We start from the raw sequence: 26,095 nt of genomic DNA on the forward strand, positions 1-26,095 counted from the left end.
AATTAGAAGAGGATACTATGTCCGATATGAGGACATAGTATCCTCTTTTTTGCAAGCACCACATCGCTATCAAGCTAATGTTGATTTGAAATAAAATCGCGATGTTTTGAAAAAAGTTGTGAAGCTTTACCCTTTTGGATACTTTTGTCTGAAGGTGTGTTTTTATGACTAAAAGAAAAAGAACATCTGAATAATAGGTAGTGTTTTTGTGTAATTAAAGCACTGCTTTTTCTTTTAGCTATGAAAGCATGATTCATGCAGTGATTGTTGATGTATATTGTTTTAGGTTTGTTATAATTTAACAATTTAGATTTTTTTGAAAACAAGGAAAATAATATTGTTATATACGAAAAAAATCATTATAATACTACTTATTGATAAGATAGTTATTTTTATAGAGTAAAATGTGATAAAAGAGGCCATCTATCGAAATAATTATCTGAATTTTTTTATTATAAAAAATATTTTGGTGTATCCCAGAATAGCGTAGAAGGATAAGATCAAAAGCACAACCCTGGAATGGAGATTGGCTTTCATAAAAGTCATCTATTATTCAACGGAATCTATGTGGAATAGATTTAATTTTATTGTATGGTTGTGAGAAATGAATAGCTCTATAGCAGCAATGTTGCAATTTTATCTTCAATTGATGGGGGAGTATTTATGAACAGTATACTGAAAAAGTGGAATCAAGTGAGTCTAGTAAAACAAATCATTGTAGGGTTGATTATCGGTATTATTCTATCTGTGACAATCCCAGAAGTAGCAAAACCTGTTGTCATTTTAGGTACTTTATTTGTAGGTGCTTTGAAAGCGATTGCGCCTGTGCTGGTACTTTTCTTAGTTATGTCGGCCATCGCACAACACAAGAGTGGTCAACAAACGAATATGAAGTCCATTATCTTCCTATACCTTTTAGGAACATTTTTAGCTGGATTAATCGCCGTTGTTGTAAGTTTTATTTTTCCTGTAACTTTAACACTTGCAAAGGGTGCTGAAGGTGTGACTGCTCCTGGTGGTATTGTAGAGGTTCTCAAATCTTTACTGCTGAACATTGTTGATAACCCAGTTAAAGCAATTTATAATGCGAACTATATCGGTATTTTAGCTTGGGCGACACTCCTTGGTTTGGCTTTACGAAATGCCTCTGATACGACAAAAACGATGATTTCAAATTTTTCAGATGCTGTATCTAAAATGGTTACATGGATTATTAAGCTTGCGCCATTAGGAATCATGGGTCTAGTAGTGGATTCTATTACTACAAATGGAATTGAATCATTACTAAGCTATGGGAAATTACTTGCTGTTTTGATTGGTTGTATGTTCTTTGTAGCACTGATTGTCAATCCAATCATTGTGTTCGCATTTATACGTCAAAATCCTTATCCGCTTGTTTTTAAGTGCTTAAAGGAAAGTGGTATTACAGCATTCTTTACACGTAGCTCAGCTGCGAATATTCCTGTAAATATGAGATTATGTGAAAATCTAGGTTTGAATAAGGATAGTTATTCAGTATCCATCCCATTAGGCGCAACGATCAATATGGGTGGTGCCGCTGTTACGATTTCTGTTTTGACACTTGCAGCAGTTCATACACTTGGTATTCAAGTAGACTTTCCTACAGCAATCATCCTAAGCGTACTGTCAGCTGTATGTGCGTGTGGTGCTTCAGGGGTTGCTGGTGGATCTTTATTACTGATTCCTCTAGCATGCAGCTTATTTGGAATCTCACCTGATATTGCTATGCAGGTAGTTGGAGTAGGCTTTATTATAGGTGTTTTACAAGACTCTTTTGAAACGGCACTTAACTCATCCACAGACGTACTTTTCACAGCAACAGCTGAATTTAAAGAGTGGCGTAAAGAAGGGAAAAAAATAAATATTCGCAAAGTATCATAAAGAAGAAATCTAGTTCTGGTACAAATGTGATTTTTTAGAAGCATAGAACATCAATAACATGTTTAGCTATGGATCGGTAATATGCATTACAACTAAATATATAATTCAACATAAAAGACAGTGAGCAACGAGCTCCTGTCTTTTATGTTGAAAATTCGAGTCGTAGTTAAAGAAATCTTTACTCACAGTTACAAAAGGATGAGGTTAATTTTTTGTAAAATTTGTCGAAAATACATTCTTTATAAAGAACATTTTGTTATGATAGTACATGCTGAGAGAATATAAAATTAGGGGAGGAAGATGGGTGTGAAGAAAGTAGTAAGTATTGTTTTGTCATTCATACTGCTGATTTCATTTACTGGCACGATCGTAAAAGCGGATGAAAATGCTCCGTTATCAGTGGCTAGTGCGATTCAACTGTTTAAGCAGCAAGGAAAAAGTAAAGGGGTAGTGGAAGGGTATATTGTTGGATATACACAAAGTCCTTCTAATTACACGAAGGATCCAGCGAAGTTTGGAGATACGAATGTTGCGATTGCAGATTCTCCAAATGAGACAGATCCTGAGAAAATTATGCCTGTTCAGTTGCCAAAAGGTGACGTGAGAACGGCAGTGAATGTAAAAGATCATCCTGAAAATGTTGGGAAGAAAGTTCAATTAACAGGGACACTTGAATTATATTTTAGTAGTCCTGGTTTAAAATCAGTGATAGCATATAAGTTTGAAGGGGAAACAGAAAACCGTGTGAGCGATGTGACTGCATCACCAAATGGTGGAGAAATTGAAAAAGGGACAGCAGTTACATTAACAACAAATACAGAGGGAGCAACGATCTACTATACATTAGATGGATCAGTCCCAACAGATAAAAGTATTCGTTATAATGAACCGATTGTATTAGACGAAAACAGTGTTATGAAGGCAATTGCAGTGAAGGAAGGTCTTACATCTTCATCGGTTTCAACATTTTCTTTTACAGTTGTAAAAAGTGAGCAAGTCCGTATTCATGATATTCAAGGGAAATCGCATATTTCTCCTTATGATGGGAAGAAAGTACGAAATGTAGAAGGGGTTGTAACAGCGTTAGATAAGTACGGTTTTTACATGGAAGAACCGCAGCCTGACGAAGACCCAGCAACTTCAGAAGGAATTTATGTCTATAAGAAAGATGCGAGTGTTGCAGTAGGAGATCTTGTTCAAGTGGATGGAGAAGTGGAAGAATTCATTGGACCTGGATATGCTGAGAAATTTGAAACAGATTTAGCAATTACAGAAATTAAAGCAAGCCGCGCCCTAGTAAAAGCAAAGAATCAACAATTGCCACCTGCTGTTGTGTTAGGTGAAAACGGCGTAAAGATACCAGATCAGATCATTGATAATGATGCATTTGGCGTATTCGATCCAAATGAAGATGCAATTGATTTTTATGAAAGTGTAGAAGGTATGCGTGTGACAATGCAAACTCCAAAAATTATTGCACCGCAAAAAAATGGAAATCTATATGTAACAGTTGCAAATGGTAGTGACAAAGTCGTAACGAAATATGGGACGCCGCTATTAGATGAAAACCAACTAAATCCAGAGCGTCTTTCTCTAAAAGTATCTCGCGATTATGTAGCGAAAGTTGGAGATCAGTTTACTGGAGATATCACAGGTGTAGTTGGATATGACTACGGTGCGTATCGCATTTCACCGACGACAGAGTTACCATCCGTAACAGATGGTGGATTTAAACAAGTGGGTGCAAATATTCAACCACGCCTTGGAAAGTTAACAGTAGCAACATACAACATCGAAAACTTCTCAGCGAATAAAAAAGAAACATCTGATGAGAAGGTAAAAGCACTTGCTTATTCCATCAAATATAATTTGAAAATGCCAGATATTATTGGTGTGCAAGAAATGCAGGATAACAATGGGGCAGTCAATGATGGAACAACAGATGCTTCTTTAAGTGCAAAACGTATCATTGATGCAGTACAAGAAATTCGCGGGCCAAAGTATGAATATGTAGAAGTTGCTCCTGGGAACAATCAAGACGGGGGAGCACCAGGAGCGAACATTCGCGTTGGTTTCTTCTACAATCCATCACGTGTAAAATTAGCAGCTAAGCCACAGTTATTAGAAACAAATCCAACGCGTATTGGACAAGAAAATCCATTATTTGAAAGTACTCGTAAACCGTTAGCTGCTGAGTTTACATTCCAAGGACAAAATATTGTCGTTGTTTCCAATCACTTAAATTCAAAAATTGGGGATGCGACGCCGTTTGGAAAAATTCAGCCGCTCGTATTAAAGAGTGAAGAGAAGCGAATTCAGCTTGCTAAGGAAGTGAACAGCTTTGTAAAAGGCATTCAAAATCGAGATGCAAATGCACCAGTTGTAGTAGTTGGGGATATGAACGACTTTGAATTCTCAAAACCACTGCAAGCATTAAAAGGTGATGTAATGAAAGATATGTTAGAAACGGTTTCGAAAAAAAATCGTTACACATATATTCATGATGGAAACGCACAAGTATTAGACCACATTTTAGTAACAAATAACATTGCACCGCATACGGTTGTAGATCCGGTACATTTAAATTCAAACATTATGAAGGAACATGGCCGTGTAAGCGATCATGATCCAGTACTGGCGCAAATTGATTTGAAAAAAGCTTCATAAAAAATATCCCTTGGCAACGTTGCCAAGGGATATTTGTATTACATACCAATTGATTTTTGAATCGACTTTTTACAGCGCATTCTTCTTTGCAGTCTACGCATATATTTTTTTTGATCTTTATATACACCTTTTATATACATAAATAAACTAATTCCTAAAAATAGTATGCATTGTACGACTAAAATATAAGGTGACATTCCTTGGAGAGGCTGTTTTGGATCATATAAATGAATAGGTGCGCCACCAATCGTAGGGAATACGACATTTAAAATCACATATGGCAATGAGCTTATCGCAAAAGGAAATAGAATTGCCATATAGTCTTTTTTTGACCATATTGATGCAGAGAGACCGAGTACTGCCATCAGAGCAGCAAATAAAAAATTTATCCCAATATATAGGGAGATATAAGTGATGGGAGAAGAGAAGTATAATGATGCAAACATACTATTGTCCTTTATCATACCCAAGGTGGGCGTAGGACTACCATCTGGGATTGTCAGCTTACAAAACAACAATGAAAATACAAATGGGAGAATATAAAGAAGACCCCCGATTAGGAAGGTAACGATATATTTCGTACATACATAAGGAAAAAAGGAAATCTCTTTACTTACAAATGATTTGAATTTATCAGCTTTATCAAAGTTATAACTTGTACTAAAAGGGAGTGCTGCTAGTACGGGCATTAACAGTAAATACACATCCATTTCATTATCGCGAAAGCCAATCCATTTATAAGCTGTTGTGAAAAGCTCGTCAGGTTCGCCTCCTAAATATTGAATGATGTAGTAATAATGATAAATTGAAACAAGAATGAACCAACTAAATAAGAGAGTAAGAGAAATCTTATTGAAAAAGGCTTGTTTTATATGTAAACGAAGTGCACGTATCATGATTGAACTAGCCCCCACTATTTGTAATAAATATGTCTATGTTCTATATTACTATCAAATGTAAAAAAATTCTTGTTTTTTCATTGAGAATTTAAAAAAGAGGGGAAGTTTGTATTGTGATATAAACTTCGGGGGCTCTTATTTCTCCTTGCCCTAAAAATAAATGATCCATTTAAATTCCTTTTTTAACTTGCTTGTTTTCTATCCTCCATTCATCGTTCTTCTTAATTTCTAAAACGATATTCATCCCGCTAGATTCTTTGTAAAGGACATACCCATGATCTAACTTGATATATATCGCAGGCTCTCCTACGCACTGTTTCGCACAAGATTTGTTGATTAATTCAATTAATGATAATTCGCTACGATCAGTTTTACTGAAGTTAATCAAGGTATCCATATTGGTTTTACGGAACCCTTGCAAATCTACACCAAAGCTCTTTTCCATATCTGCAGTAATAGTAGGATTGATTGCTTCAACTACATTCTTTTTTTCTAAAAGAAATCCGTTTCCATAAAGGAATTTCACATATCCAACCCATACAATTAAAAACAGCATAAGAAATAAACTAGCAATTTTGATTTGCCGCAGGCGTTTACTCACTAGCGTTTCTGAACGCTTCATCCAGCTTAATCCTCCTTACATTTTTGTTTAAACTTATGCTTGTCTACATATATTTAGAAGCAAGCTGATGAAGTAATGGGAAGCTGAATCAATCTGTACAAAACAAACCTTTTTATCGTTCAAGTTTTTGTTGATACACTATGACAATGGTATAATGTATTGTGTATGCATCGATTGGAATTTTTTATATTGGCAATAAATAAAAAGAGAACTTGTAATGAACGGGAAACCGTGATAATATCAAAAATGTACTAATTGACTATATTATCCAAACGGTCATTTTGGAGGTGGAGATGTGGCGATTGATAGAAAACGTTCTATTATTGAAGCTGCAACAAAATCCTTTTCAGCATTTGGCTATAAAGCAACAACAATGGATCAAGTTGCAAAATTAGCGAATGTTGGAAAGGGAACAATTTATACTTTTTTCAAAAATAAAGAAGAATTGTTTGGAGAAATTATTTCTAACTTAATTACAGAAATGAAACAAGTTGCAAAAGATGCAATTCGTCCAGATGTTTCATTTTTTGAAAATGTACATAAAGCATTATATCGTATTTTAGAATTCAGAAAAGAACATCAATTGATGATTAAACTCATTCAAGAAGAAAGAGATATGGGTACGAAAGAAGTACAAGAGGGTATGCAGCAAGTGGAGACTGAGATTGTATCCGTTATTCAATCTTATTTAGAAGTTGCGATTGAAAAGGGTGAGATTAGTAAATGTGACCCGGAAATTACAGCATTTATTATGCTTCGTTTATACGTATCCCTTATTTTTGATTGGGAAAAAAATCATGAACCATTAGATAAAGAGCGAATTGCAGAACTGTTTGAACTTTATTTATTAAAAGGATTGTCAAATTAAGATAATCCTTTTATTATAGTTAAATATGACTAAATGAACAAATTGGTCAATAATGTATAAATCCGAATTAAAAAATGAACATCAAACCATTCTTTTTAGATGGGAGAGAGCATCCGGCCATGCATAGAAGCGGTCAGTGCCTTTTTTAGCCCCATGCCAAGTGAGAACAAAAGGAGAAAGCGAGTGGAGGTCTTCTTTTGTTTTCATAGCCGCGACTTAGGTGTTTGAAAATCAAAATGGATATATACGTCGGAAAAACAAGTTGGATATATATAAGAGGGGAGGGATATGAGGTTGTGAAAAGATAATGTTTTATTTGTTTACATTGACCGAATGGATTAAATAGTCATATGAAATAAAAAGGTGCATAGTATAGAGAGAAGATTATGAGAGTTAGGTAATATGTATAACAGGATATAACCTTTTTATTTGCTTCGAAATGACTAATTGAACATTATGGTCATATTTAAAAGGAGGGGAAATCATGAGAGGATTTACGTTGCTTGGCAAGGAATTTACAGAGATTATAAAGAGCAAAAAAGTCTTAATACCGATTATAGCCGTTTTATTTGTACCACTTTTATATGCGGGCATGTTTTTATGGGCGTTTTGGGATCCATATGAACAGTTAGATGATTTACCAGTTGCGGTAGTCAATCTCGATAAAGGGGCAGTCTTTGATGGGAAACCAATTGAAGTTGGGAATGGATTAGTCGATAAGTTAAAGGATAATAAAAATTTTAAATGGGAGTTTGTGAGTGAAAAAGAAGCAAAAGAAGGGATGGAAAATCGAAAATATTATATGTTGGTGCGAGTTCCAGAGAACTTCTCAGATCATGCAACAACGCTGCTCAAAGAAAATCCCAAACCATTAAACTTAGAATATATTCCAAATGAAAGCTTAAACTTCTTATCTTCACAAATCGGCGGAACTGCGATTGAAAAAATTAAAGGTGAAGTTTCCAATACGTTAACAAAAACGTATGCAGAGAAAATGTTTGATTCTATTAAAGATGTTTCACAAGGATTTGCTGATGCAAAGGATGGAGCAAATAAGCTACATGACGGAGCTGGGGAGTTGCAAGACGGTTCTGGAAAAGTAACAGATGGCTTGTATACGTTGCAAGGGAAGTCTAGTGAGATGATAGAAGGGATCCATAAATTAAAAGGTGGTTCAAGTCAAGTTAGTAATGGTTTGAGTGTATTAGTAAATAAATCAGGTGAGCTGCAAGGCGGAATTGGTAAACTAGTGGATGGATCTGGTCAATTATATGAAGGGCTAAATAATCTAGCAGGTAAATCTATTCAATTTAATGATGGTTTAAAACGTGCTTCAGGTGGATCTGGTGAGTTGCAAAAAGGTACTACCGACCTTTCAAGTGGAATGAAACAACTTGGTAGTGCACAAGGACAATTGGAACAAGGAGCAAAAAAAATTCAAACAGGATTACAAGATTTAAATAATCAATTGCAAAATGCTACAGCAGGATTGTCAGATATGAAAACTAACATGCCAGCTGAATTGAAACAAGCAACTGAACAAATTACTGGATCGGTGGAAAAAGTAAATCAATTAAATGAAGTTGCCCAGTTAAATGCAGGTGATGCGAATAAAGCAGTACAAGATGTAGTTGCTTTAAAAGAGCAAATTGAAAAGTTACCTAAGGAATCTCAAGATAAGTTAAAGCCATTTATAACAAATGTTGAAAATAGCACAGCTACTGTGCAAAAGAAATCAGCTGGAGTAGCAGGTGCAACCGCTAAACTTGAAGGAGAGGTATCACAGTTAACGGTCAAAGTAAAGGAAACGGCAAACGGCTTACAAACGAAATTACCGAACCCTGAGAATCTTAACGCTTTAGCTAGTGGTGTTGAACAATTAACAAAAGGGCAAAATGAGTTTGTCGTTAATTTTCAAGAGTTTGGTAAAGGGTTAGATGGGGCTAAATCTGGAGCAGAGAAATTAGCAACTGGAAGTCAGCAACTAAATGATGGTATAAATCAATTAGCTGAAAATGGTCCGAAACTAGTGAGTGGAGTAAGTGAATTAGCGAATGGAGCGGGTAAACTAAATGGAGGTATAAATCAATTATCAGATGGATCCGGTCAATTAGTAGCAGGTGTGAACAAGTTAGCAAACGGTTCAGATCAAGTAACAGGCGGCTTAAATCAATTATCAGATGGCTCTAGCCAATTAATCGACGGAGTAAACAAATTAGCAGATGGTTCTGGCAAAGTAACAGACGGTTTAGTCAAAGTAAATGACGGAACTGGTGAACTCGCTGAAAAATTAGGAGAAGGTGCAGAAAAAACGAGTGAAGTAAAAGGAACAGATAAAACATACGACATGTTTGCAGATCCAGTGAAAGTGCAAACGGAGAAGATGTCAGAAGTTCCTAACTATGGAACAGGATTTACACCATACTTTTTATCTCTTGGTCTATTCGTTGGGGCACTTCTTTTATCGATTGTGTTCCCATTACGTGAGACAGTTGGTAGACCAAAATCAGGATTTAGCTGGTTTATTAGTAAGTTCGGTGTACTACTTGCAGTAGGAGTAATTCAAGCGCTTGTGGCAGATGCTGTACTATTATTAGGATTAGGTATTGAAGTACAAAGTGTGGCATATTTCGTATTGTTTAGTATTCTGACAAGTATATCGTTTATCGCGTTAATTCAGTTCTTAGTAACTACCTTCAGCGACGCTGGACGTTTTATCGCGATTTTAACATTAATTCTACAATTAACAACAAGTGCGGGTACATTCCCACTTGAGTTAATTCCAAAACCATTACAAGTATTTAATGCATGGTTACCAATGACATATTCTGTGTCCGGATTTAAAGCAGTTGTATCAAGTGGAGATTTCGGGTTTATGTGGCAAAATGCAGGTATATTGATGATATTTATTGTTGTGTTATCGCTTGGAACAATTGGTTCGTTGACTTGGATGCATAAGCGGCAATATGGAAATCTGACTGAAGCAGAATATAGTCAGGGAGTTTGAGGTCAATCATAGAAATAAGAGGAACAGTCCTTCACTTAATTTTTTCATCAAGTGAAGGACTGTTTTATATTTTACGTAAAAAGGTGAATAGTTCCATTAAACTTTCTAAATAGAATAATTCACTTTATACTTATGATAAAAATAGAATGGCCTATAAGGTTTTGAGCAAAAGGATATTGAATTTTATTTATAAAAGGTTGATTTCTTAGAAGTTGTAATATAGGAAATGTGAAATTGACATAGTAAGCAATCGGATATGGAGATGAAATGATGAAAAAGACGATTTTGGATATAGCGCAAATAGCGGGGGTTGCAAAGAGTACGGTTTCTCGTTATTTGAATGGAGGGTCTGTCAGCGATGGGACCAAACGAAAAATTGAACGTGCAATTCAAGATACAGGATATGTTCCGAATACATTTGCTCAAAGTTTAAAGGCGAAGAAAACGAATATTATTGGTACAATCGTCCCGCGTTTGGATTCTTATGCGTCATCGCTCACATTAATCGGTATTGATGAACAGTTAAGAGAGCTAAATTATCAAATGTTAATATCGAATTCCAATCAAGATTTGGAACGAGAAATTGAAAATATTTATACATTGGCTAATCAAAAAGTCGCGGGGATTATTTTATTGGCTGCACAAGTTACTGATCGGCATATCGAGGCGTTTCGTAAAATTGATATACCAGTGATGCTTGTTGGACAGCAGCATCAAGAGGTGTATAGCTTTATTCATGATGATTATGGAGCAGCCTATGACATAGGACAATATATCTTGGCGAGAGGGCATAAAAAAATTAGTTATTTAGGTGTAACAGAGCACGATATTGCAGTTGGTATAAAGCGAAAGCAAGGCTTCAAACAAGCAGTAGAAGAAGCTGACGGATGTGAAGTGAAATATTACGAAACAAGTTTTAAGATTGAAGATGCAATTGAAAAAGCCTCTGAAATTATTGAAGAATTTCGTCCATCTGCTTTAGTGTGTGCAACAGATAATATCGCGCTCGGTGCACTAAAAGCAGCCTATATGAAAGGGTTGCGAGTACCTAAAGATTTGTCTATTACTGGCTTTGGGGGGTATCAAGTAACAGGAGTGATTCACCCCGCTGTAACAACTGTGAAATTTTATTATAAAGAAGCTGGACAAAATGCAGCTCGAAATATTGTAAAACTCGTAAATGAAGAAGCAGTAGAAAAAATTTCGGTATCACAATACGAAATAATTGAAAGAGAAAGCGTTGACAATATATAAACGTGAGCATATAATCTAATTGAAACCGGTTCCAATGACTGGTTTTAATTAGAATTATTTTTGGAACCGGTTCCAAAAATAAAAATAATAAAGGGGGAGCATTATGAACTACAATCAAATTGCAAAAGAAATTTTAGATGCAATTGGTGGTAAAGAGAATGTATCGGCAGCGGCACACTGTGCAACCCGTTTACGTTTAGTTCTACATGATGAGGGGAAAGTGGATCAAAAGAAACTTGATCGTATGGATGAGGTGAAGGGGACTTTCTCTACGGGAGGACAGTTTCAAGTTATTATCGGTTCAGGAACTGTGAACGAAGTGTATAAAGAGTTTGCAAGATTGACAGAGATTTCTGGGATGTCTACAACAGACGTGAAAGCTGCTGGGACGAAAAAGTTGAATCCACTTCAGCGGTTTGTCAAAATGCTTTCTGATATTTTTGTTCCTATTATTCCAGCTATTGTAGCGGGCGGATTATTAATGGGGATTAATAATTTATTAACAGCAAAAGACTTATTTATTGCAGGAAAATCATTAGTAGAAGCAAATCCTCAAATTACAGATTTAGCAGCTCTTATTAATACATTCGCAAATGCAGCATTCGTATTCTTACCCATTTTAATAGGTTTCTCGGCAACACAACGGTTTGGCGGGAATCCTTATCTTGGGGCAGCTCTTGGTATGTTAATGGTCCATCCAGATTTACTGAATGGTTATGAATATGGGGCAGCTTTATTGGCTGACAAAGTACCGGCTTGGCATATACTAGGTTTTAGTATTGAGAAAGTAGGGTATCAAGGCACTGTATTACCAGTTCTCGTGGCATCATTTATTTTAGCGAAAATAGAAACATATTTAAGAAGAGTTATTCCAACGGCACTTGATAACCTTCTGACGCCTTTATTAACGATTTTTGTTACAGGTTTACTAACATTTACGGTAGTAGGACCCATTACACGTTCTGCAGGTAATTTGTTAACAGATGGAATTGTTTGGTTATATGATACAGTTGGATTTATTGGTGGCGGTATTTTTGGATTACTGTATGCACCAATTGTTATTACAGGTATGCACCATAGTTTTATTGCAGTGGAAACACAATTACTTGCTGATGTTGCAAAAACAGGTGGTTCATTCATATTTGTAATTGCGGCAATGTCTAACGTTGCTCAAGGCGCAGCAACTCTTGCAGTCTCTTTAGTTACACGAGATAACAAAGTGAAAGGAGTTGCCTCAGCAGCAGGGATTTCTGCCCTCTTAGGTATTACAGAACCAGCGATGTTTGGTGTTAATTTAAAATTAAGATATCCGTTTATAGGAGCGATTATTGGTGCAGGAACTGCATCTGCCTTTGTAACCTTTTATAAGGTAAAAGCGATTGCATTAGGAGCTGCTGGGTTGCCTGGTATTATTTCTATTAGACCAGATAGTATTATCCCGTATGTAATTGGAATGGTAATTTCTTTCATAGTGGCTTTTGGTGTAACACTTCTTTTAGCAAAACGAGCAAAAAAGCGGGGAATGGACTCTTCTCAAAAAGATGCAGCTTAATTTATTGTAATGAACAGAGGAGAATGATAAGGTTCTTCTTTGTTCATTAAGGGAGTTTGATGGAAATGATATGGACAAAAGAACAACGTTATCGTCGGATTGAAGAAGTAAGCGACGAAGAAATGCAAAGTTTAAAAGAAAGAGTAAACGATTGTTTGTGGAGACAAACATTTCATATACAGCCTGAAACAGGTCTACTGAATGATCCAAATGGGTTTTCTTATTATAATGGTGAATACCACCTATTTTATCAGTGGTTTCCGCTCGGACCTGTGCACGGTTTAAAGTATTGGTATCATACGAAATCAACAGATCTTGTTCATTGGAAAAATGTTGGTATAGGGATTAAACCGACAAATGATTACGATAGTCATGGCGCTTATTCGGGAAGTGCAATTGAGCATGAAGGGAAGTTGTATTTACTTTATACGGGTAATACTCGTGATGAAAATTGGGTAAGAAAGCCATATCAATGTATTGCTGTTATGGATGAAGCAGGGGAAATTACAAAGTTAGAACAGCCTGTTATTGATAAGGTACCAGATGAATATACAGATCATTTTCGGGATCCGAAGGTCTTTAAAAAAGATGAGATATTTTATACAGTTATTGGGGCACAGCGGAAAAATGGGACAGGGTGTGTTGTAGTGTATTCTTCTCCTGACTTGTTACATTGGCAGTGCGAAGGGGAAATACAAACGGATTTAAATCACTTCGGTTATATGTGGGAATGCCCAGATTATTTTGAAGTAGAGGATAGAGGCATCCTATTATTTTCTCCACAAGGTTTAAACGCTAAAGGAGATCATTATGAAAATATTTTTCAATCTGGTTATATTCTTGGAGACAAGTTAGATATAAAACAAATGTTTATGTCACACGGCTCCTTTCATGAATTAGACAGAGGGTTTGATTTTTATGCCCCGCAAACAACAGTTGATCCAGAGGGCAGACGTATTGTAGTTGGATGGATGGGGTTACCAGAAATAAATTATCCAACTGATAAAAATGGTTGGGCGCATTGTTTGACATTACCAAGGGAATTACTTGTTCGTGGAGATAAACTTATTCAGCGTCCAATCAAAGAATTGCAAGTACTTCGTAAAAGGGAGTATAAAATAAAGGATAGAATATGTAGCGAACAGAAAATGTACAAAGGATTTACAGGGAAATCATATGAAATGATTTGTGAATTTGAAAATAACAATGCAGATGAATATGGAATTATAGTGAGAGCAAGTGAAAATGAGGGAACAATCGTTAAGTATGATGCTGTTCAGAAAAAAGTTATATTAGACCGTGCACATTCAGGCGAAGCAGTAGGAGAGGCTTATGGGACACAGAGGAAGTGTTCAATAGAATCACAAACAATTAAATTTCATGTATTTGTAGATGTATCTTCTGTTGAAATCTTTATAAATGATGGGGAAGAAGTATTTACTAGCCGGATTTTCCCGAGAGCTGATAGTACTGCAATTCGTTTCTTTGCTAATAAAGGAAGTGTAATGCTCCAAGCAACAAGATGGGATTATGAATAAAAGAAGAGGTGAAGTGTATGAAGCGATTATATGCGATTGGGGAAGTTTTAATTGATTTCATTCCTGTTCAAAAGGGAATGTTTTTAAAAGATGTGGGAGAGTTTCAAAGAGTTCCAGGGGGAGCGCCTGCAAATGTAGCAGCTGCTGTCGCAAAATACGGAGGAAATGCATCTATAATTACCCAATTGGGTTTTGATGCATTCGGCGACTTCCTTTTAGAACAATTGCAGCAAGTAGGTGTAAATACAGAAAAGGTTACGAGAACGAGCGAAGCGAATACAGGTCTTGCTTTCGTCTCATTACGTGAAGATGGTGAACGTGATTTTTCATTTTATCGTAATCCTTCTGCAGACCTATTGTTTAGTGAAAATGAAATAGATGAAGAATGGTTTGAAGAAGGGGATATTCTTCATTTTTGCTCTGTTGATTTAGTAGAAAGTCCGATGAAATATGCACATGTGAAAGCAATCCGTTCTGCTAAAACAAAAGGAGCGATTATTAGTTTTGATCCCAATGTGCGGCTACCGCTTTGGAAACATGCAGAAGATTGTAGAAAGACGATTTTAGAATTTATACCAAGTGCACATATCATAAAAATTTCAGATGAAGAATTAACATTTATTACAGGGATTTGTAATACGAAAGAAGCGATTGCATCTTTATTTATAGGGGATGTAAAAGCTGTAATTTATACAAAAGGATCCCACGGTGCGGAATTATATATGAAGAATAAACAGTATGAGTTGGCTGGATATCATGTAGTAGTACAGGATACAACAGGTGCAGGGGATGCATTCATTGGTGGGTGTTTGTATAAATTATTAGAGAAAGAAGTAAAACAACACAATGTAGAAGAGATACTTCATATGCATTGGCAGGAGATACTAGCATTCGCCAATGCTAGTGGGGCCCTTACTACGACAGGAAAAGGAGCGATGTCTTCTATTCCAACGAAAGAAGGGATTAATGAGTTGATTCAAACTTCACTTTATAAAGTATAAAAAAGAGTCGTATGTATCATTACGGCTCTTTTTTGCATGAAAGATAAAGAAAGAGAAAGTGACTTAATTGTATTCTGTAGTATTACAGTTTCTAATCATATACTATATAATTTACTCATTGAACTACCCCCACCTTCACTTCAGCAATGAGCGACAGTCAAGTGAAATTCAGAGATACGATCATTAGAAATTTTTTTGATGCAAATGGTAAGTTAAAAGCAATTCCTGGTCAAAAGAAGAAAAAGTTAGTGATATTCGAGTACCTTATAAGTAAATTAAATCCTGAACAACAATATACAGAAAAAGAAGGAAATGCATTTATAAAACAGCATCATGAAGATTTTTGTACGATTAGAAGAGAATTCATCATTCATGGATTTATGGATCGGAATGAAAGTATGTATAGTATAAATCCAAAGCAAGAATGGAAGAAGTGGGAAGAGTTATAAGGAAAGAACTATTAATAAAAAGAACCGCTGTGAATAATTTCTATTAACAACGGTTCTCTTAGGCATAATAAGTAAAGAAAGGTCATCTTTTATTTTAGAATAATACTCTGTTCCAAGCGTTCTTTCTGATGAAGATGGTGTGAAAAGTGCATAAAAATCAATTGAAACCACTCTCCAGCGTTTAGATATCCAAGTCCTGGATGTTCCACTTTATAATCGTTTGGAATCGCAGGGAGTTTTGGCTCAATTTCTTTCATTTTCTCAATGAGTTGTAACAACTCTTGTTTAATAATTTCTTTATCTGTTGGATTTTCAGGTGCGTATCCAGGCCGATTTGGCAATTTGATTTGTATCGGGGGAAAAGCGCCAGCACTATATACTTTTTCACCCATATCTGTTTTTTTACCATCTATAGCTGCAGAATCAGTTGTACACTTTTCAATGGCATCTAATTGCATATTTGAAGCTGCAAGTAAGTGATTATACATTTGTCCAAGAGACCATTCGTCTTCGGCCGGTTTTCTTCTAAACTGTTCAAGGGAGTATTTTTCTAATTCGTTAATATAGTATGTTGCTAAACTTTCAAATTTCTCTAAAATGACATTTGGATTCATAGAATTAGCTCCTTTTCTTTTATAAAATGTAGTTCTTAAAGATCACTATAAACGAGCAATGTTGACACCATTATGTCAGCAGGGAAAGAAAAAATTACATTTGTAGCATTTTCTTTGCTTCTTCTCGAATTTTCTTCGACAGAATAGTCGGTTCTAACACTTTTACTTGGCTTCCCCAGCTCAATATCCAAGAAAATACTTCATCTATATTTCTTGATTTCAAAAATACATGAAAGCCATCATCTTTTTGTTGGTAGGAATCTATATAAAAATAACGGGATTCGATAACTTTGTGAGAGACGGCAGAATGAAATAGTAAATGAATCGTAGTGGTTCGGGTATTCACTGGTTGATAATCTGGTAAGTAGAAATCTTCAGGTTTAGCAAAGAATTTCTGTTCCTTTTGTAAATCGCTCATACGATCTAAACGAAAATGACGTATTTGTTGCCGCAGAAGGCAATGAGAAACAATGTACCAAATTCCTGAAATATTGACTAAGCCATAAGGATTCACGGTACGCTTTGTTTGATCAGCTTGATTCGGTTTACGATAAGAAAAAGAAACGCATTGCTGTTTTTGAATGGCTACTTGCAATAGAAAAAGATGTTTTTCTAACTGTTCTTGTTCTGATTTTTGATGAAAAAAAGCATTAGAGAGGAAGCGAAAAGTTCCTTTTAGCTCTTTGACTTTTTTCTGTTGTTCAGGGGGAAGGATTACTTCTAGTTTCTCTTTAGCAGATTTTGCATGTGTAGCATAGCCCGAATCAAGGTTTTGTTGGACATAATCGCTCCCTAATAGAAGGGTTACCGCTTCTTCAGGATTGAATTGAATAGGCGGTAAAAAATAACCTTCCATTAAAGAATAACCTCGTCCTGGCATCGAAAATATAGGGACACCAGATTCACTCAGTGCTTGCATATCACGGTATATCGTTCTCTTACAGGTTTCAAATTTTTCCGCTAAGCTTTTGGCCGTAACAAGTTGTTTTCTCTGCAATTCTATGAGAATAGCAAGTAAACGATCGGTCCGATTCATTATGTATCACCCTTATTTACGTAATAATAATCTGTACAATGGAGTGTTCGAAAGATACAATTCCTTCTCCTGCATATACAGACTTTTTCCTATGTATAATATTAATATAGTAAAATCATGCGAATCCATATTGCAGTTTCCAATAATATACTATATAATCTACTTAAGAAAACGTTTTCATACAAAGGGGGAGAATTTCGTGTCAACGATCGAGGACGTGGCGAAATTAGCGGGGTTATCAAGAACAACGGTTTCTCGGGTGATTAACAACCATCCGTATGTATCAGACGAGAAGAAAAAGAGGGTCCAATTGGCGATGAAGCATTTAGGCTTCGTTCCTAATTCTGCAGCAAGACGGCTTAGAAAACAAAAAACAGAAACAATTGCGGTGCTTGTTCCAAGGATTACAAATCCTTTTTTCAGTAGATTTATTGAAGCAATTGAGATTGCTGCTTCTGAACATAAATATAAACTGATTATTTGTCAAACAAGATACTTACCGGAAAAAGAGATGGAATACTTACAACTGTTATCAACAAAACAAGTTGATGGTATTATTTTATGTTCACTTGAGAATCCATGGGAGAATGTAGAGCCATATTTACAGCACGGTCCAATCGTGTTGTGTAATGAATATATTGAAGAAGCCAATATTCCAACGGTTAAATTTGATCATGCACAAGGAGCTTATATCGCTGCGAAGCATGTGTTAGAACAAGGGTATCGCAATCTTATTTTTTGCCGCGGGAATGAAACGAAAATAGTGAGTCAACAAAGAAAAATGGGCTTTTTACGTGCAATCACTGAGAAGAGCAAAGAAGTAGAAGCAATTGACTTTCTTGAAAACGCTTTCTCTTGGGAAGATGGCAAAAGAATGTTCCATGAAGTATTAAAGGACAAAAAAAATCCTACCGCTATTTTGGCAGGAGGCGATGAAGTCGCAGCTGGAATTATCGCAGAAGCGAAACGCCATGGCTGGAGCATTCCTGATGATTTAGCTGTAGTTGGCTTCGATAATCAAATTTTATCACAGATTACAGAGCCTGGTATTACAACAATTGAACAGCCAATTGATGAAATGGCTCGAAAAGTTGTTGATTTAATGATGGATAAAATCCATACGAAAAATTATCGAAAAAAAGAATTGTATGAGTTTGAACTAGAGCTTTTAGTCAAAGGTTCAACGATGAAGAATACGATGTTACTAGCCTAGTAGACGATGTCTGCTAGGTTTTTCTTATGTTTAAAAACTACTATTCTTCGTGAACGCAATCGTCACATTTATTATGATATGCTTCGTGTTGCTCATCAATTTCCTTCCCGCAGTGCGCACAAGTTTTTGTTGGCAAATTTCTGAAAAATTCCATTGGTTGATCGATCATGTAAATCCCTCCATTTCCATTTCTTAGTATCATTGTATTAGTACAAATAACGAATGTCAACAACTGTTTTATAACAAAAGTGAAAAATAATGAAAAAGTTTAGGAAATGGATTATAGTTAACAATGTAGAGTGTAAGTAAAAATCTTTCTCATTAGAGGAGGAATACTACATTTCTATTGGTTGTTAGAAAGGATGGATACATATGAAAATGACTGTTGTTGGCTTTTGGGGTGGCTTTCCAGAAGCGGGAGAAGCAACGTCGGGGTATTTATTTGAACACGATGGTTTTCGTTTACTTGTTGACTGTGGTAGTGGTGTACTAGCACAGCTTCAAAAATATATAACACCGTCTGATATAGATGCAGTTCTGTTGTCACATTATCATCACGATCATGTTGCAGATATTGGGGTATTGCAATATGCAAGGTTAATTACAAGTGCGACAAAAGGACAATTACCACCATTGCCAATCTATGGGCATGGCTTTGATGTGCAAGGATTCGCTGCTTTAACACATGAACCGCATACGAAAGGGGTTGTGTACAATCCGGAAGACACACTTCAAATTGGACCATTCTCGATTTCATTTTTAAAGACAGTTCATCCGGTTATATGCTATGCGATGCGTATTACGGCGGGAGATCAGGTGATCGTATATAGCGCTGATTCCAGCTACATTCCTGAATTCATTCCATTTACAAAAGACGCGGATTTATTTATTTGTGAGTGCAATATGTATGCACATCAGGAAGCTGCAAAAGCAGGGCATATGAATAGTACAGAAGTGGCGAATATTGCAAAGGAAGCAAATGTAAAGGAACTTCTTTTAACGCATTTGCCGCATGCAGGAAACACATCTGATTTAGTAGAAGAAGCAAAACAAATTTTTAGTGGCCCTATTGTGCTTGCGCATAGCGGTTACGTTTGGAATTCATGAGGTGATTACATGTTATTTATTGATAATAAAGGGATTACAGATCCTACAATTAATTTAGCAATTGAAGAATACTGTGTGAAAAATTTAGATATTAATGAAACGTACCTACTGTTCTACATTAATGAGCCTTCCATTATCATTGGAAAAAACCAAAATACAGCCGAAGAAATCAATGCTGATTATGTAAAGGAAAAAGGGATTCATGTTGTACGTCGCTTATCAGGTGGCGGCGCTGTATATCACGATTTAGGAAACTTAAACTTCAGCTTTATTACGAAAGATGATGGCGATAGTTTTCATAACTTCAAAAAATTCACAGAGCCTGTTACAAAAGCGCTGGGGAAATTAGGTGTAAATGCAGAATTAAGCGGTCGTAATGACATTTTAGCTGAAGGACGAAAAATTTCAGGTAACGCACAGTTCTCAACGAAAGGTCGTATGTTTAGTCACGGTACATTACTATTTGATTCTGAAATTGATCATGTTGTATCTGCACTGAAAGTAAAAATGGACAAGATTCAATCAAAAGGAATTAAGTCAATCCGTAGCCGCGTAGCGAATATTACGGAATTTTTAAATGAAAAAATGACGACAGAGGAGTTTAGACAACTGCTTCTTGAGACAATTTTCGAAGGAGAAACAGAAATTCCAACATACGAGCTAACAGAAGAGGATTGGAAAGAAATCTACAAAATTTCGGAAGAGCGCTACCGTAATTGGGATTGGAACTACGGTAAATCTCCTAAATTCAACTTACAACATTCACACCGTTTCCCAGTTGGACAAGTTGATGTTCGCCTAGAGGTAACAAAGGGAACAGTAACTGAATGTAAAGTATACGGTGATTTCTTCGGCGTTCTAGATGTTCATGATATTGAAGAGCGTTTAACAGGTGTTCAGTTTGATAAGGACGCTTTTGCCGCGGCTTTAGAAGATGTGGATGTAAAACGCTATTTTGGTAATATAACAAAAGAAGATTTCTTAGCGCTATTCTTTTAATTGGTAAAAACAGTCATATTTTTCGTATGACTGTTTTTTATTTTGTTGCAAAAAAGCGCATAAAAACAATGAATAGAGTCTCTCATTGAAAAATGAATGAATGCTCATTTATATGCAAGTATTTGAATGTTACTTGCTACTTGAATTTTCTTTTAATATAATGTATTTAGAATTTTTAAATTTTCTAAATTTTATAAAGGTGGGGTTTGTGTGAATCTCGTTCAATCTTTGGCTGAAACAGCAAAACAGAAAGGAGAGAAACCAGCGTATATATTTATGGACCAGTCGGTCTCGTATGACCAATTAAACGAAATGGTCACGAGGTTTTCTAGTAATTTAGCAAAAATGGGCATTGGAAAAGGGGACAATGTTGCATTAGTTGTTGGTAATTCACCGCATTTCTTAGTTGGTTTATATGGAACGATGAAAGCTGGAGCAACTGTCATTCCAATTAATCCAATTTATACAGCAGATGAAATGCATTATATTTTGCAAAATGGAGATGTAAAAACAATCATCACACTCGACGTCCTTCTACCTGTTATACAATCTCTTACAACAAGACTTCCTTCTCTCGAACATATCATCATATGCGAAACCTCATCAGATTTCAATCATACAGAAACCGAAAAAATGAAAACGTTTACTAGTCTTATAGGAAGTGGCGACCTATCATATGAAGGGCCTGCGTTAGATGAAGAAGATGTAGCTGTTATTTTGTACACTTCCGGAACAACAGGAAAGCCAAAAGGGGCTATGTTAACACATAAAAACTTATATAGTAATGCCAGTGATGTAGCGGCGTATTTACAATATACTGCGGACGACCGTATTATTGCGGCACTTCCTATGTTCCATGTATTTTGTTTAACAGTTGCAGTGAATGCACCAATTGTGAACGGGGCGACGATTTTAATGTTACCAAAGTTTAGTCCGAAAGAAGTATTTCGAATTTCTCGTACATATAAGCCAACTATATTTGCGGGCGTACCAACGATGTATAATTATCTATATTTATATGAAGAAGCAAGCGCAGACGATGTTCAGACGCTGCGTCTCTGTATTTCAGGCGGAGCTTCGATGCCGGTTGCGCTTCTGAAAAACTTTGAAAATCGCTTTAATGTTATTGTTTCAGAAGGATATGGGCTATCAGAGGCTTCGCCAGTAACTTGTTTTAACCCGCTAGATCGCCCACGTAAACCAGGATCAATTGGAACGAATATTTGGCATGTAGAAAATAAAATTGTGAATGAGCTTGGGGAAGAAGTACCTGTAGGCGAAGTTGGTGAATTAATTGTTCGCGGTCCGAATGTAATGAAAGGTTACTATAATGCACCTGAAGACACAGCGGCAGTGCTTCGCGATGGCTGGCTGTATACAGGAGACTTAGCGAGAATGGATGAGGAAGGTTATTTCTATATTGTTGATCGTAAAAAAGATATTGTACTTGTCGGCGGTTATAACGTATATCCTCGTGAAGTAGAAGAAGTACTATATCAACATGAAGCGGTTGCGGAAGTTGTTGCGATTGGTGTTCCAGATGAAAACTTAGGAGAAGCTGTACGCGCCTATGTTGTTCTGAAGAATGAGGCGGTAACAGAAGAAGAGTTAATGCATTACTGCTCTTTACACCTTGCAAAATATAAGGTGCCAAAGAGCATCGAGTTTTTGGAGGAACTGCCGAAAAATACGACAGGTAAATTACTGAGAAGAGCGCTTCGGGAAAAGGCGTTAAAGGTGTAATTGTAGGTTTGGAATGAAGTTTGATCAAAAATAAAATAGAAACCTGTATTTTACGGAAAACTCAAAGAATCCATTTTGAAAAAAATCAATCAAAATGGATTCTATCGTTTTGAATATAGATGGAATTTTTTGCTACGTAATAGTCTCTTATGGCTTAAGTGAATATCATGCATTCTTAAAAAATGGTCAAAAGCTATTTATCCCGCTTTAACGGGCTGTAATACTCCCACCTCAAAACGTAAGAGAATGCGAAGAAGTTTAGGTGGGAGATAAACAGCCCATAAAAGCCCGATTGGTTAGGGCTAACAATCAGTGGGGGATGGAGAAAACCCCCACTGATTGAAGTTTCACTTTATAAAAATTGACTAGTATCTACCTGTGTGGAATTTTTTCCCTTAACCTGTTTTAACGTCGCTACTATAAGAAAGCTAACAATCACTAATAAAAGCCACGAACTCACCTTTCCTAGATGAACGAGATTCCATGTATCGGTTTGGTTTGGATACTTCCAAGCTCCAAAGAACGTTGCAATATTTTCAGCTACCCATATAAAAAATCCGATGAGTACAAAAGAAAGTGCGAGTGGCATACGGTAACGCGTTCCGCCAACCTCGTATGTGACCCATGATTGCCAAAAGACGATAATAACAAGTGCGGATAACCACCAACGAATGTCGATCCAAAAATGGTGGGTGAAAAAATTCAAATAAATTGCAGCTGCAAGAGGAACAACTACGAAAAACGGTGGCCACTTAACGAGTTCAACTTTCAACCTCCTCCACGCCTGGCAAAGGTAACTCGCTACACTTGCATACATGAATCCGCTATATAAAGGCACTCCGAAAATTTTGAAATATCCTTCCTCCGGATAAGACCAGGAGCCCATATGTACCTTGAAAAGTTCAAGAGCAAGTCCAATCAGATGGAACAATGTGATAACCTTTAGTTCATCACGTGTTTCAAGTCCAGAACGCACCATCCACCACTGCATCAGAAGACAGATGATGAGTAGCCAGTCATATCGCGTGAGGAAGGGAAGAGGCACGATTTGTGTAAACGCTAAAGATGTGAAAATAACGACTGGAAACAAACACGATAGAGCCTGCTCAAAGCCGAAACGAACGAGTTGTTTTAGTGCTCCCATGATTTGCGCCTCACTTTATGAATCTTGATTGTCTTCGTCATTTCTGTATTCTAAAATGTCTCCAGGTTGGCATTCCAATGCTTTGCAAATTGCCTCTAAAGTGGAAAAACGAATTGCTTTTGCCTTTCCATTTTTCAATATAGAAAGGTTAGCCATTGTTATTCCAACCCTCTCTGAAAGTTCTGTTACACTCATTTTCCTTTTAGCCAACATCACATCAATATTGATTATTATTGCCATGTTCATCACCTCAGACCGTTAAGTCATTTTCTGATTTTATATCAATCGCTTCTTTTAAAAGCTTTTGAAGAACAGCAGCAAACACTGCAATTACCATTGAAGCAAAAATAATGACTAAGCCAATTAGTATGATACCTGGTGCGTCGTCTATCTCCGCCATGAAATAAAAGAATGGCATGCCTACCGCATATAAGAGACTGATTGTGATTGCACAGTATTTTATATTTTTTAAAGATTTTACAGATAATTTCGAGAAAGCTTTGTTCTTGTCAATATAGCTTAGAAGTCGGAACGCCTGATACAACGCAACGAAAAATGGTATCACTGATACATACATAATGATTAAAATGGGATATAGTATATAGGCATAATCTGGATTTACTGGATTATTAGCTAACCAAGGTAAGCCAAATATACATAAAGCAAGAATCGGAATTCCAATAAGCATAACAGCGATCTTTAAAAAGAGCGTTGAAACTTGTTTCATAAAAAGCACCTCACTTATTTATTATAAATTTGAATTTAACATATTATTTATCGTTTTACAATAAACTTTTATTTATTATAATGATGTTTTTGTTGTTAAGTAAATGTTAGTTGTATACGGAAATAAAAAGTATTTCTGATTACATGAATGGATTAAGCTGTGACGTTATATATTTAAATCAGTATGAATTGCATGGATGAGGAGGAGGCTTTTGTGAAGAGAAAAGAAATGCGGTTACGTAAAGTACAACACCTTGTTTATGATATTATGGATGAAATGCATAGGAAAAAGAAAGAAAGAGATATAGAAACTTTACAAAAGATAATTGATCATCTTTCAGGAGCAATTGGTGATTTAGCAGACCCTTCTGGGACTTATTCATTAGATTATTTGGAGAAAAAAGTAAATAGTGCGCATTCCTTACTGTTTCAAAATAAGAAAAAAGTACACTTACATTCTTAAATATAGAAAAATAAGAAACACTAGACAAATCGTTTAGTGTTTTTATTTGTGAAATCTTGGGTAGTACATATGATTCGCAGTATAAAAAAGTTACAGGTTATAATAAAAGAAATAGAAAAGGAGGCACATTGTGAAGATTAGTCGATATTTTAATATAGTTACTATTTTCATTCTATATACATTACTGATGTTTTACATTGGATGGAACGGATGGGTTTGGCTTCAAGCGACTTTCGGCTGGGAATCGTGGGGGTATTACGCCGCGATAGTTGGATTATTTTCATATGCGTATTTAATTGTTCAGGTATTCAAATTTCTACCTTTTTTAAGGACAATTGGTTCCTATTGGTTTGCGGTCATACAATATGCAATTATCTTGTTGCCACTCGCTGATATAGCAGTATTCATTTTGCAACCATTCGCAGTACCGATAGATACAGTTATTATGTGGACAGGGATTGTGACTCTTAGTATGTTCATTTTCATATTCGGTTATGGAACATTTAACGCATATAATCCGGTTGTTCGAAAATATGAAATTCACATACCAAAAGAAGCAAAAGGTCGTAAAACACTTCGCATTGCAATGGCTTCCGATATGCATTTTGGCAAATTGTCAGGTCTTTCGCATTTAAAAAGATTAGTGCATCATGTAAATGAAATGAAGCCAGATATCATCTTGTTACCAGGAGATATTATTGATGATCATCCAGGAGAATTCATTAAGAAAAACATGGGGCAAGTAATGAAAGAGATGAAAGCGCCTCTTGGTACATACGGTGTGCTGGGAAACCATGAATATTACGGAAGAGCCATTCCGGAATTTCTACAGGAGATGGATAAGATAGATGTCCATATCATGTTAGATGAAGTAATCAAAGTGGAAGACAGTTTTTATCTCGTTGGAAGAAGAGATAAAACAGAGCGAGATCGAAAGAGTTTTGAAGAACTTATGATTACAGTAGATCAATCACTACCTGTTATCGCGATGGATCACCAGCCGTTTGAATTAAAACAAGCGAAGGAAGCAGGCGTTAATTTACTATTATCAGGTCATACACATAGAGGACAAATGGCGCCAAACCACCTTATTACGAGAAGAATGTATGAACTAGACTGGGGATACTTACAAAAGGAAACATTTCATGCGATTGTTTCTTCTGGATTTGGTTTTTGGGGACCACCGCTACGGCTTGGTAGTCGGTCGGAGGTTATTCAGATTGAGGTTATGTTTGGGTGAATAGAGAAGAGGGAATTACATTTTAGATATGTAGTTCCCTTTTTTTATAGA

23 protein-coding genes are annotated in these 26,095 nt (G+C 36.1%); 15 read left to right on the forward strand and 8 right to left on the reverse strand.

The genetic code is table 11. The features are described 5' to 3' along the window. Window positions 1-663: 663 nt before the first annotated feature. Complete coding sequence (gene sstT / locus AC1M36_RS11730; RefSeq protein ID WP_336450902.1) at window positions 664-1,902, forward strand: serine/threonine transporter SstT; 1,239 nt, start codon at window positions 664-666, stop codon at window positions 1,900-1,902. A gap of 300 nt (window positions 1,903-2,202) precedes the next feature. Continuing rightward, window positions 2,203-4,569 (forward strand): DUF6359 domain-containing protein, encoded by a 2,367-nt coding sequence (locus AC1M36_RS11735; protein ID WP_479845892.1) that lies wholly within the window; start codon window positions 2,203-2,205, stop codon window positions 4,567-4,569. 38 nt (window positions 4,570-4,607) lie between these two features. Here AC1M36_RS11735 and AC1M36_RS11740 read toward each other — a convergent pair whose 3' ends face one another. Both AC1M36_RS11740 and AC1M36_RS11745 read right to left on the reverse strand, forming a co-directional pair. Then, a complete protein-coding gene (locus AC1M36_RS11740) occupies window positions 4,608-5,465 on the reverse strand; it encodes a hypothetical protein (RefSeq protein WP_336450904.1) in 858 nt (285 codons plus the stop codon). 172 nt (window positions 5,466-5,637) lie between these two features. Beyond that, on the reverse strand, window positions 5,638-6,090 hold the full coding sequence (locus AC1M36_RS11745) for a hypothetical protein (protein ID WP_336450905.1): 453 nt from the start codon (window positions 6,088-6,090) through the stop codon (window positions 5,638-5,640). A 295-nt stretch (window positions 6,091-6,385) separates the two neighbouring features. Here AC1M36_RS11745 and AC1M36_RS11750 point away from each other — a divergent pair, with 295 nt between their 5' ends. The 7 genes from AC1M36_RS11750 (at window position 6,386) to AC1M36_RS11780 (ending at window position 15,759) form a co-directional block, all read left to right on the forward strand. Further along, a complete protein-coding gene (locus tag AC1M36_RS11750) occupies window positions 6,386-6,958 on the forward strand; it encodes a TetR/AcrR family transcriptional regulator (protein WP_336450906.1) in 573 nt (190 codons plus the stop codon). 484 nt (window positions 6,959-7,442) lie between these two features. Beyond that, on the forward strand, window positions 7,443-9,965 hold the full coding sequence (locus AC1M36_RS11755) for a YhgE/Pip domain-containing protein (protein ID WP_336450907.1): 2,523 nt from the start codon (window positions 7,443-7,445) through the stop codon (window positions 9,963-9,965). A gap of 270 nt (window positions 9,966-10,235) precedes the next feature. Then, window positions 10,236-11,219, forward strand: coding sequence for a LacI family DNA-binding transcriptional regulator (locus AC1M36_RS11760; protein ID WP_479845938.1), 984 nt, complete (start codon window positions 10,236-10,238; stop codon window positions 11,217-11,219). 103 nt (window positions 11,220-11,322) lie between these two features. Continuing rightward, complete coding sequence (locus AC1M36_RS11765; protein WP_479845893.1) at window positions 11,323-12,771, forward strand: sucrose-specific PTS transporter subunit IIBC; 1,449 nt, start codon at window positions 11,323-11,325, stop codon at window positions 12,769-12,771. Window positions 12,772-12,836: 65 nt separating this feature from the next. Next, entirely contained in the window at window positions 12,837-14,309 is a 1,473-nt protein-coding gene (locus AC1M36_RS11770; RefSeq protein ID WP_479845894.1) for a glycoside hydrolase family 32 protein, read from the forward strand. 17 nt (window positions 14,310-14,326) lie between these two features. Beyond that, complete coding sequence (locus tag AC1M36_RS11775) at window positions 14,327-15,310, forward strand: carbohydrate kinase family protein (RefSeq protein WP_479845895.1); 984 nt, start codon at window positions 14,327-14,329, stop codon at window positions 15,308-15,310. 146 nt (window positions 15,311-15,456) lie between these two features. After that, a complete protein-coding gene (locus AC1M36_RS11780; protein ID WP_431613084.1) occupies window positions 15,457-15,759 on the forward strand; it encodes a DUF2087 domain-containing protein in 303 nt (100 codons plus the stop codon). Window positions 15,760-15,848: 89 nt separating this feature from the next. Here the strand turns inward: AC1M36_RS11780 and AC1M36_RS11785 are convergent, their stop codons facing one another. Then, window positions 15,849-16,373: a DinB family protein gene (locus AC1M36_RS11785; RefSeq protein WP_479845896.1), complete on the reverse strand. Its 525-nt coding sequence runs from the start codon at window positions 16,371-16,373 to the stop codon at window positions 15,849-15,851. A gap of 94 nt (window positions 16,374-16,467) precedes the next feature. Then, window positions 16,468-17,409, reverse strand: coding sequence for a helix-turn-helix transcriptional regulator (locus tag AC1M36_RS11790; protein ID WP_336450914.1), 942 nt, complete (start codon window positions 17,407-17,409; stop codon window positions 16,468-16,470). A gap of 199 nt (window positions 17,410-17,608) precedes the next feature. On the opposite strand from AC1M36_RS11790, the gene AC1M36_RS11795 reads away from it, so the two are divergent. Continuing rightward, window positions 17,609-18,622, forward strand: coding sequence for a LacI family DNA-binding transcriptional regulator (locus AC1M36_RS11795; RefSeq protein ID WP_336450915.1), 1,014 nt, complete (start codon window positions 17,609-17,611; stop codon window positions 18,620-18,622). A gap of 40 nt (window positions 18,623-18,662) precedes the next feature. Here the strand turns inward: AC1M36_RS11795 and yhfH are convergent, their stop codons facing one another. Next, entirely contained in the window at window positions 18,663-18,791 is a 129-nt protein-coding gene (gene yhfH, locus AC1M36_RS11800; protein WP_000567010.1) for a protein YhfH, read from the reverse strand. Window positions 18,792-18,994: 203 nt separating this feature from the next. On the opposite strand from yhfH, the gene AC1M36_RS11805 reads away from it, so the two are divergent. The 3 genes from AC1M36_RS11805 to AC1M36_RS11815 all read left to right on the forward strand — a co-directional run bounded on the left by AC1M36_RS11805 (window position 18,995) and on the right by AC1M36_RS11815 (window position 22,471). Further along, window positions 18,995-19,729 (forward strand): MBL fold metallo-hydrolase, encoded by a 735-nt coding sequence (locus AC1M36_RS11805; RefSeq protein ID WP_336450916.1) that lies wholly within the window; start codon window positions 18,995-18,997, stop codon window positions 19,727-19,729. A 9-nt stretch (window positions 19,730-19,738) separates the two neighbouring features. Further along, on the forward strand, window positions 19,739-20,728 hold the full coding sequence (gene lplA / locus AC1M36_RS11810; RefSeq protein ID WP_336450917.1) for a lipoate--protein ligase: 990 nt from the start codon (window positions 19,739-19,741) through the stop codon (window positions 20,726-20,728). A 210-nt stretch (window positions 20,729-20,938) separates the two neighbouring features. Then, window positions 20,939-22,471 carry a fatty acid--CoA ligase family protein gene (locus tag AC1M36_RS11815; protein ID WP_479845897.1) on the forward strand — a complete coding sequence of 511 codons (1,533 nt, stop codon included), beginning with the start codon at window positions 20,939-20,941 and terminating at the stop codon, window positions 22,469-22,471. Between the two features lie 352 nt (window positions 22,472-22,823). Here AC1M36_RS11815 and AC1M36_RS11820 read toward each other — a convergent pair whose 3' ends face one another. Genes AC1M36_RS11820 through AC1M36_RS11830 form a run of 3 tightly spaced genes read right to left on the reverse strand, consistent with a single transcriptional unit; the run spans window position 22,824 to window position 24,342 of the window. Further along, window positions 22,824-23,615: a DUF817 domain-containing protein gene (locus tag AC1M36_RS11820; protein WP_479845898.1), complete on the reverse strand. Its 792-nt coding sequence runs from the start codon at window positions 23,613-23,615 to the stop codon at window positions 22,824-22,826. 15 nt (window positions 23,616-23,630) lie between these two features. Continuing rightward, window positions 23,631-23,855: a helix-turn-helix domain-containing protein gene (locus AC1M36_RS11825; protein ID WP_241819304.1), complete on the reverse strand. Its 225-nt coding sequence runs from the start codon at window positions 23,853-23,855 to the stop codon at window positions 23,631-23,633. A 10-nt stretch (window positions 23,856-23,865) separates the two neighbouring features. Further along, window positions 23,866-24,342, reverse strand: a complete 477-nt coding sequence (locus tag AC1M36_RS11830; RefSeq protein WP_479845899.1) for a DUF2975 domain-containing protein — start codon at window positions 24,340-24,342, stop codon at window positions 23,866-23,868. Window positions 24,343-24,555: 213 nt separating this feature from the next. Here AC1M36_RS11830 and AC1M36_RS11835 point away from each other — a divergent pair, with 213 nt between their 5' ends. Next, window positions 24,556-24,804, forward strand: coding sequence for a hypothetical protein (locus tag AC1M36_RS11835; RefSeq protein ID WP_479845900.1), 249 nt, complete (start codon window positions 24,556-24,558; stop codon window positions 24,802-24,804). Between the two features lie 130 nt (window positions 24,805-24,934). Further along, the gene (locus AC1M36_RS11840) at window positions 24,935-26,044 is read left to right on the forward strand and encodes a metallophosphoesterase (RefSeq protein ID WP_479845901.1); all 1,110 of its coding nucleotides are present in this window, start codon (window positions 24,935-24,937) and stop codon (window positions 26,042-26,044) included. Window positions 26,045-26,095 lie beyond the last annotated feature (51 nt).

It is taken from the genome of Bacillus sp. Medicinal_06 (assembly GCF_056711665.1).

Bases quoted from the DNA above. Each gene is read 5' to 3' on its own strand.
- AC1M36_RS11790 (WP_336450914.1), bottom strand. From the start codon at position 17,409: ATGAATCGGACCGATCGTTTACTTGCTATTCTCATAGAATTGCAGAGA.
- AC1M36_RS11820 (WP_479845898.1), bottom strand. From the start codon at position 23,615: ATGGGAGCACTAAAACAACTCGTTCGTTTCGGCTTTGAGCAGGCTCTA.
- AC1M36_RS11745 (WP_336450905.1), bottom strand. From the start codon at position 6,090: ATGAAGCGTTCAGAAACGCTAGTGAGTAAACGCCTGCGGCAAATCAAA.
- lplA (WP_336450917.1), top strand. From the start codon at position 19,739: ATGTTATTTATTGATAATAAAGGGATTACAGATCCTACAATTAATTTA.
- AC1M36_RS11740 (WP_336450904.1), bottom strand. From the start codon at position 5,465: ATGATACGTGCACTTCGTTTACATATAAAACAAGCCTTTTTCAATAAG.
- sstT (WP_336450902.1), top strand. From the start codon at position 664: ATGAACAGTATACTGAAAAAGTGGAATCAAGTGAGTCTAGTAAAACAA.
- AC1M36_RS11785 (WP_479845896.1), bottom strand. From the start codon at position 16,373: ATGAATCCAAATGTCATTTTAGAGAAATTTGAAAGTTTAGCAACATAC.
- AC1M36_RS11780 (WP_431613084.1), top strand. From the start codon at position 15,457: ATGAGCGACAGTCAAGTGAAATTCAGAGATACGATCATTAGAAATTTT.
- AC1M36_RS11775 (WP_479845895.1), top strand. From the start codon at position 14,327: ATGAAGCGATTATATGCGATTGGGGAAGTTTTAATTGATTTCATTCCT.
- AC1M36_RS11755 (WP_336450907.1), top strand. From the start codon at position 7,443: ATGAGAGGATTTACGTTGCTTGGCAAGGAATTTACAGAGATTATAAAG.
- AC1M36_RS11735 (WP_479845892.1), top strand. From the start codon at position 2,203: ATGGGTGTGAAGAAAGTAGTAAGTATTGTTTTGTCATTCATACTGCTG.
- AC1M36_RS11760 (WP_479845938.1), top strand. From the start codon at position 10,236: ATGAAAAAGACGATTTTGGATATAGCGCAAATAGCGGGGGTTGCAAAG.
- AC1M36_RS11765 (WP_479845893.1), top strand. From the start codon at position 11,323: ATGAACTACAATCAAATTGCAAAAGAAATTTTAGATGCAATTGGTGGT.
- AC1M36_RS11830 (WP_479845899.1), bottom strand. From the start codon at position 24,342: ATGAAACAAGTTTCAACGCTCTTTTTAAAGATCGCTGTTATGCTTATT.
- yhfH (WP_000567010.1), bottom strand. From the start codon at position 18,791: ATGATCGATCAACCAATGGAATTTTTCAGAAATTTGCCAACAAAAACT.
- AC1M36_RS11825 (WP_241819304.1), bottom strand. From the start codon at position 23,855: ATGGCAATAATAATCAATATTGATGTGATGTTGGCTAAAAGGAAAATG.
- AC1M36_RS11770 (WP_479845894.1), top strand. From the start codon at position 12,837: ATGATATGGACAAAAGAACAACGTTATCGTCGGATTGAAGAAGTAAGC.
- AC1M36_RS11805 (WP_336450916.1), top strand. From the start codon at position 18,995: ATGAAAATGACTGTTGTTGGCTTTTGGGGTGGCTTTCCAGAAGCGGGA.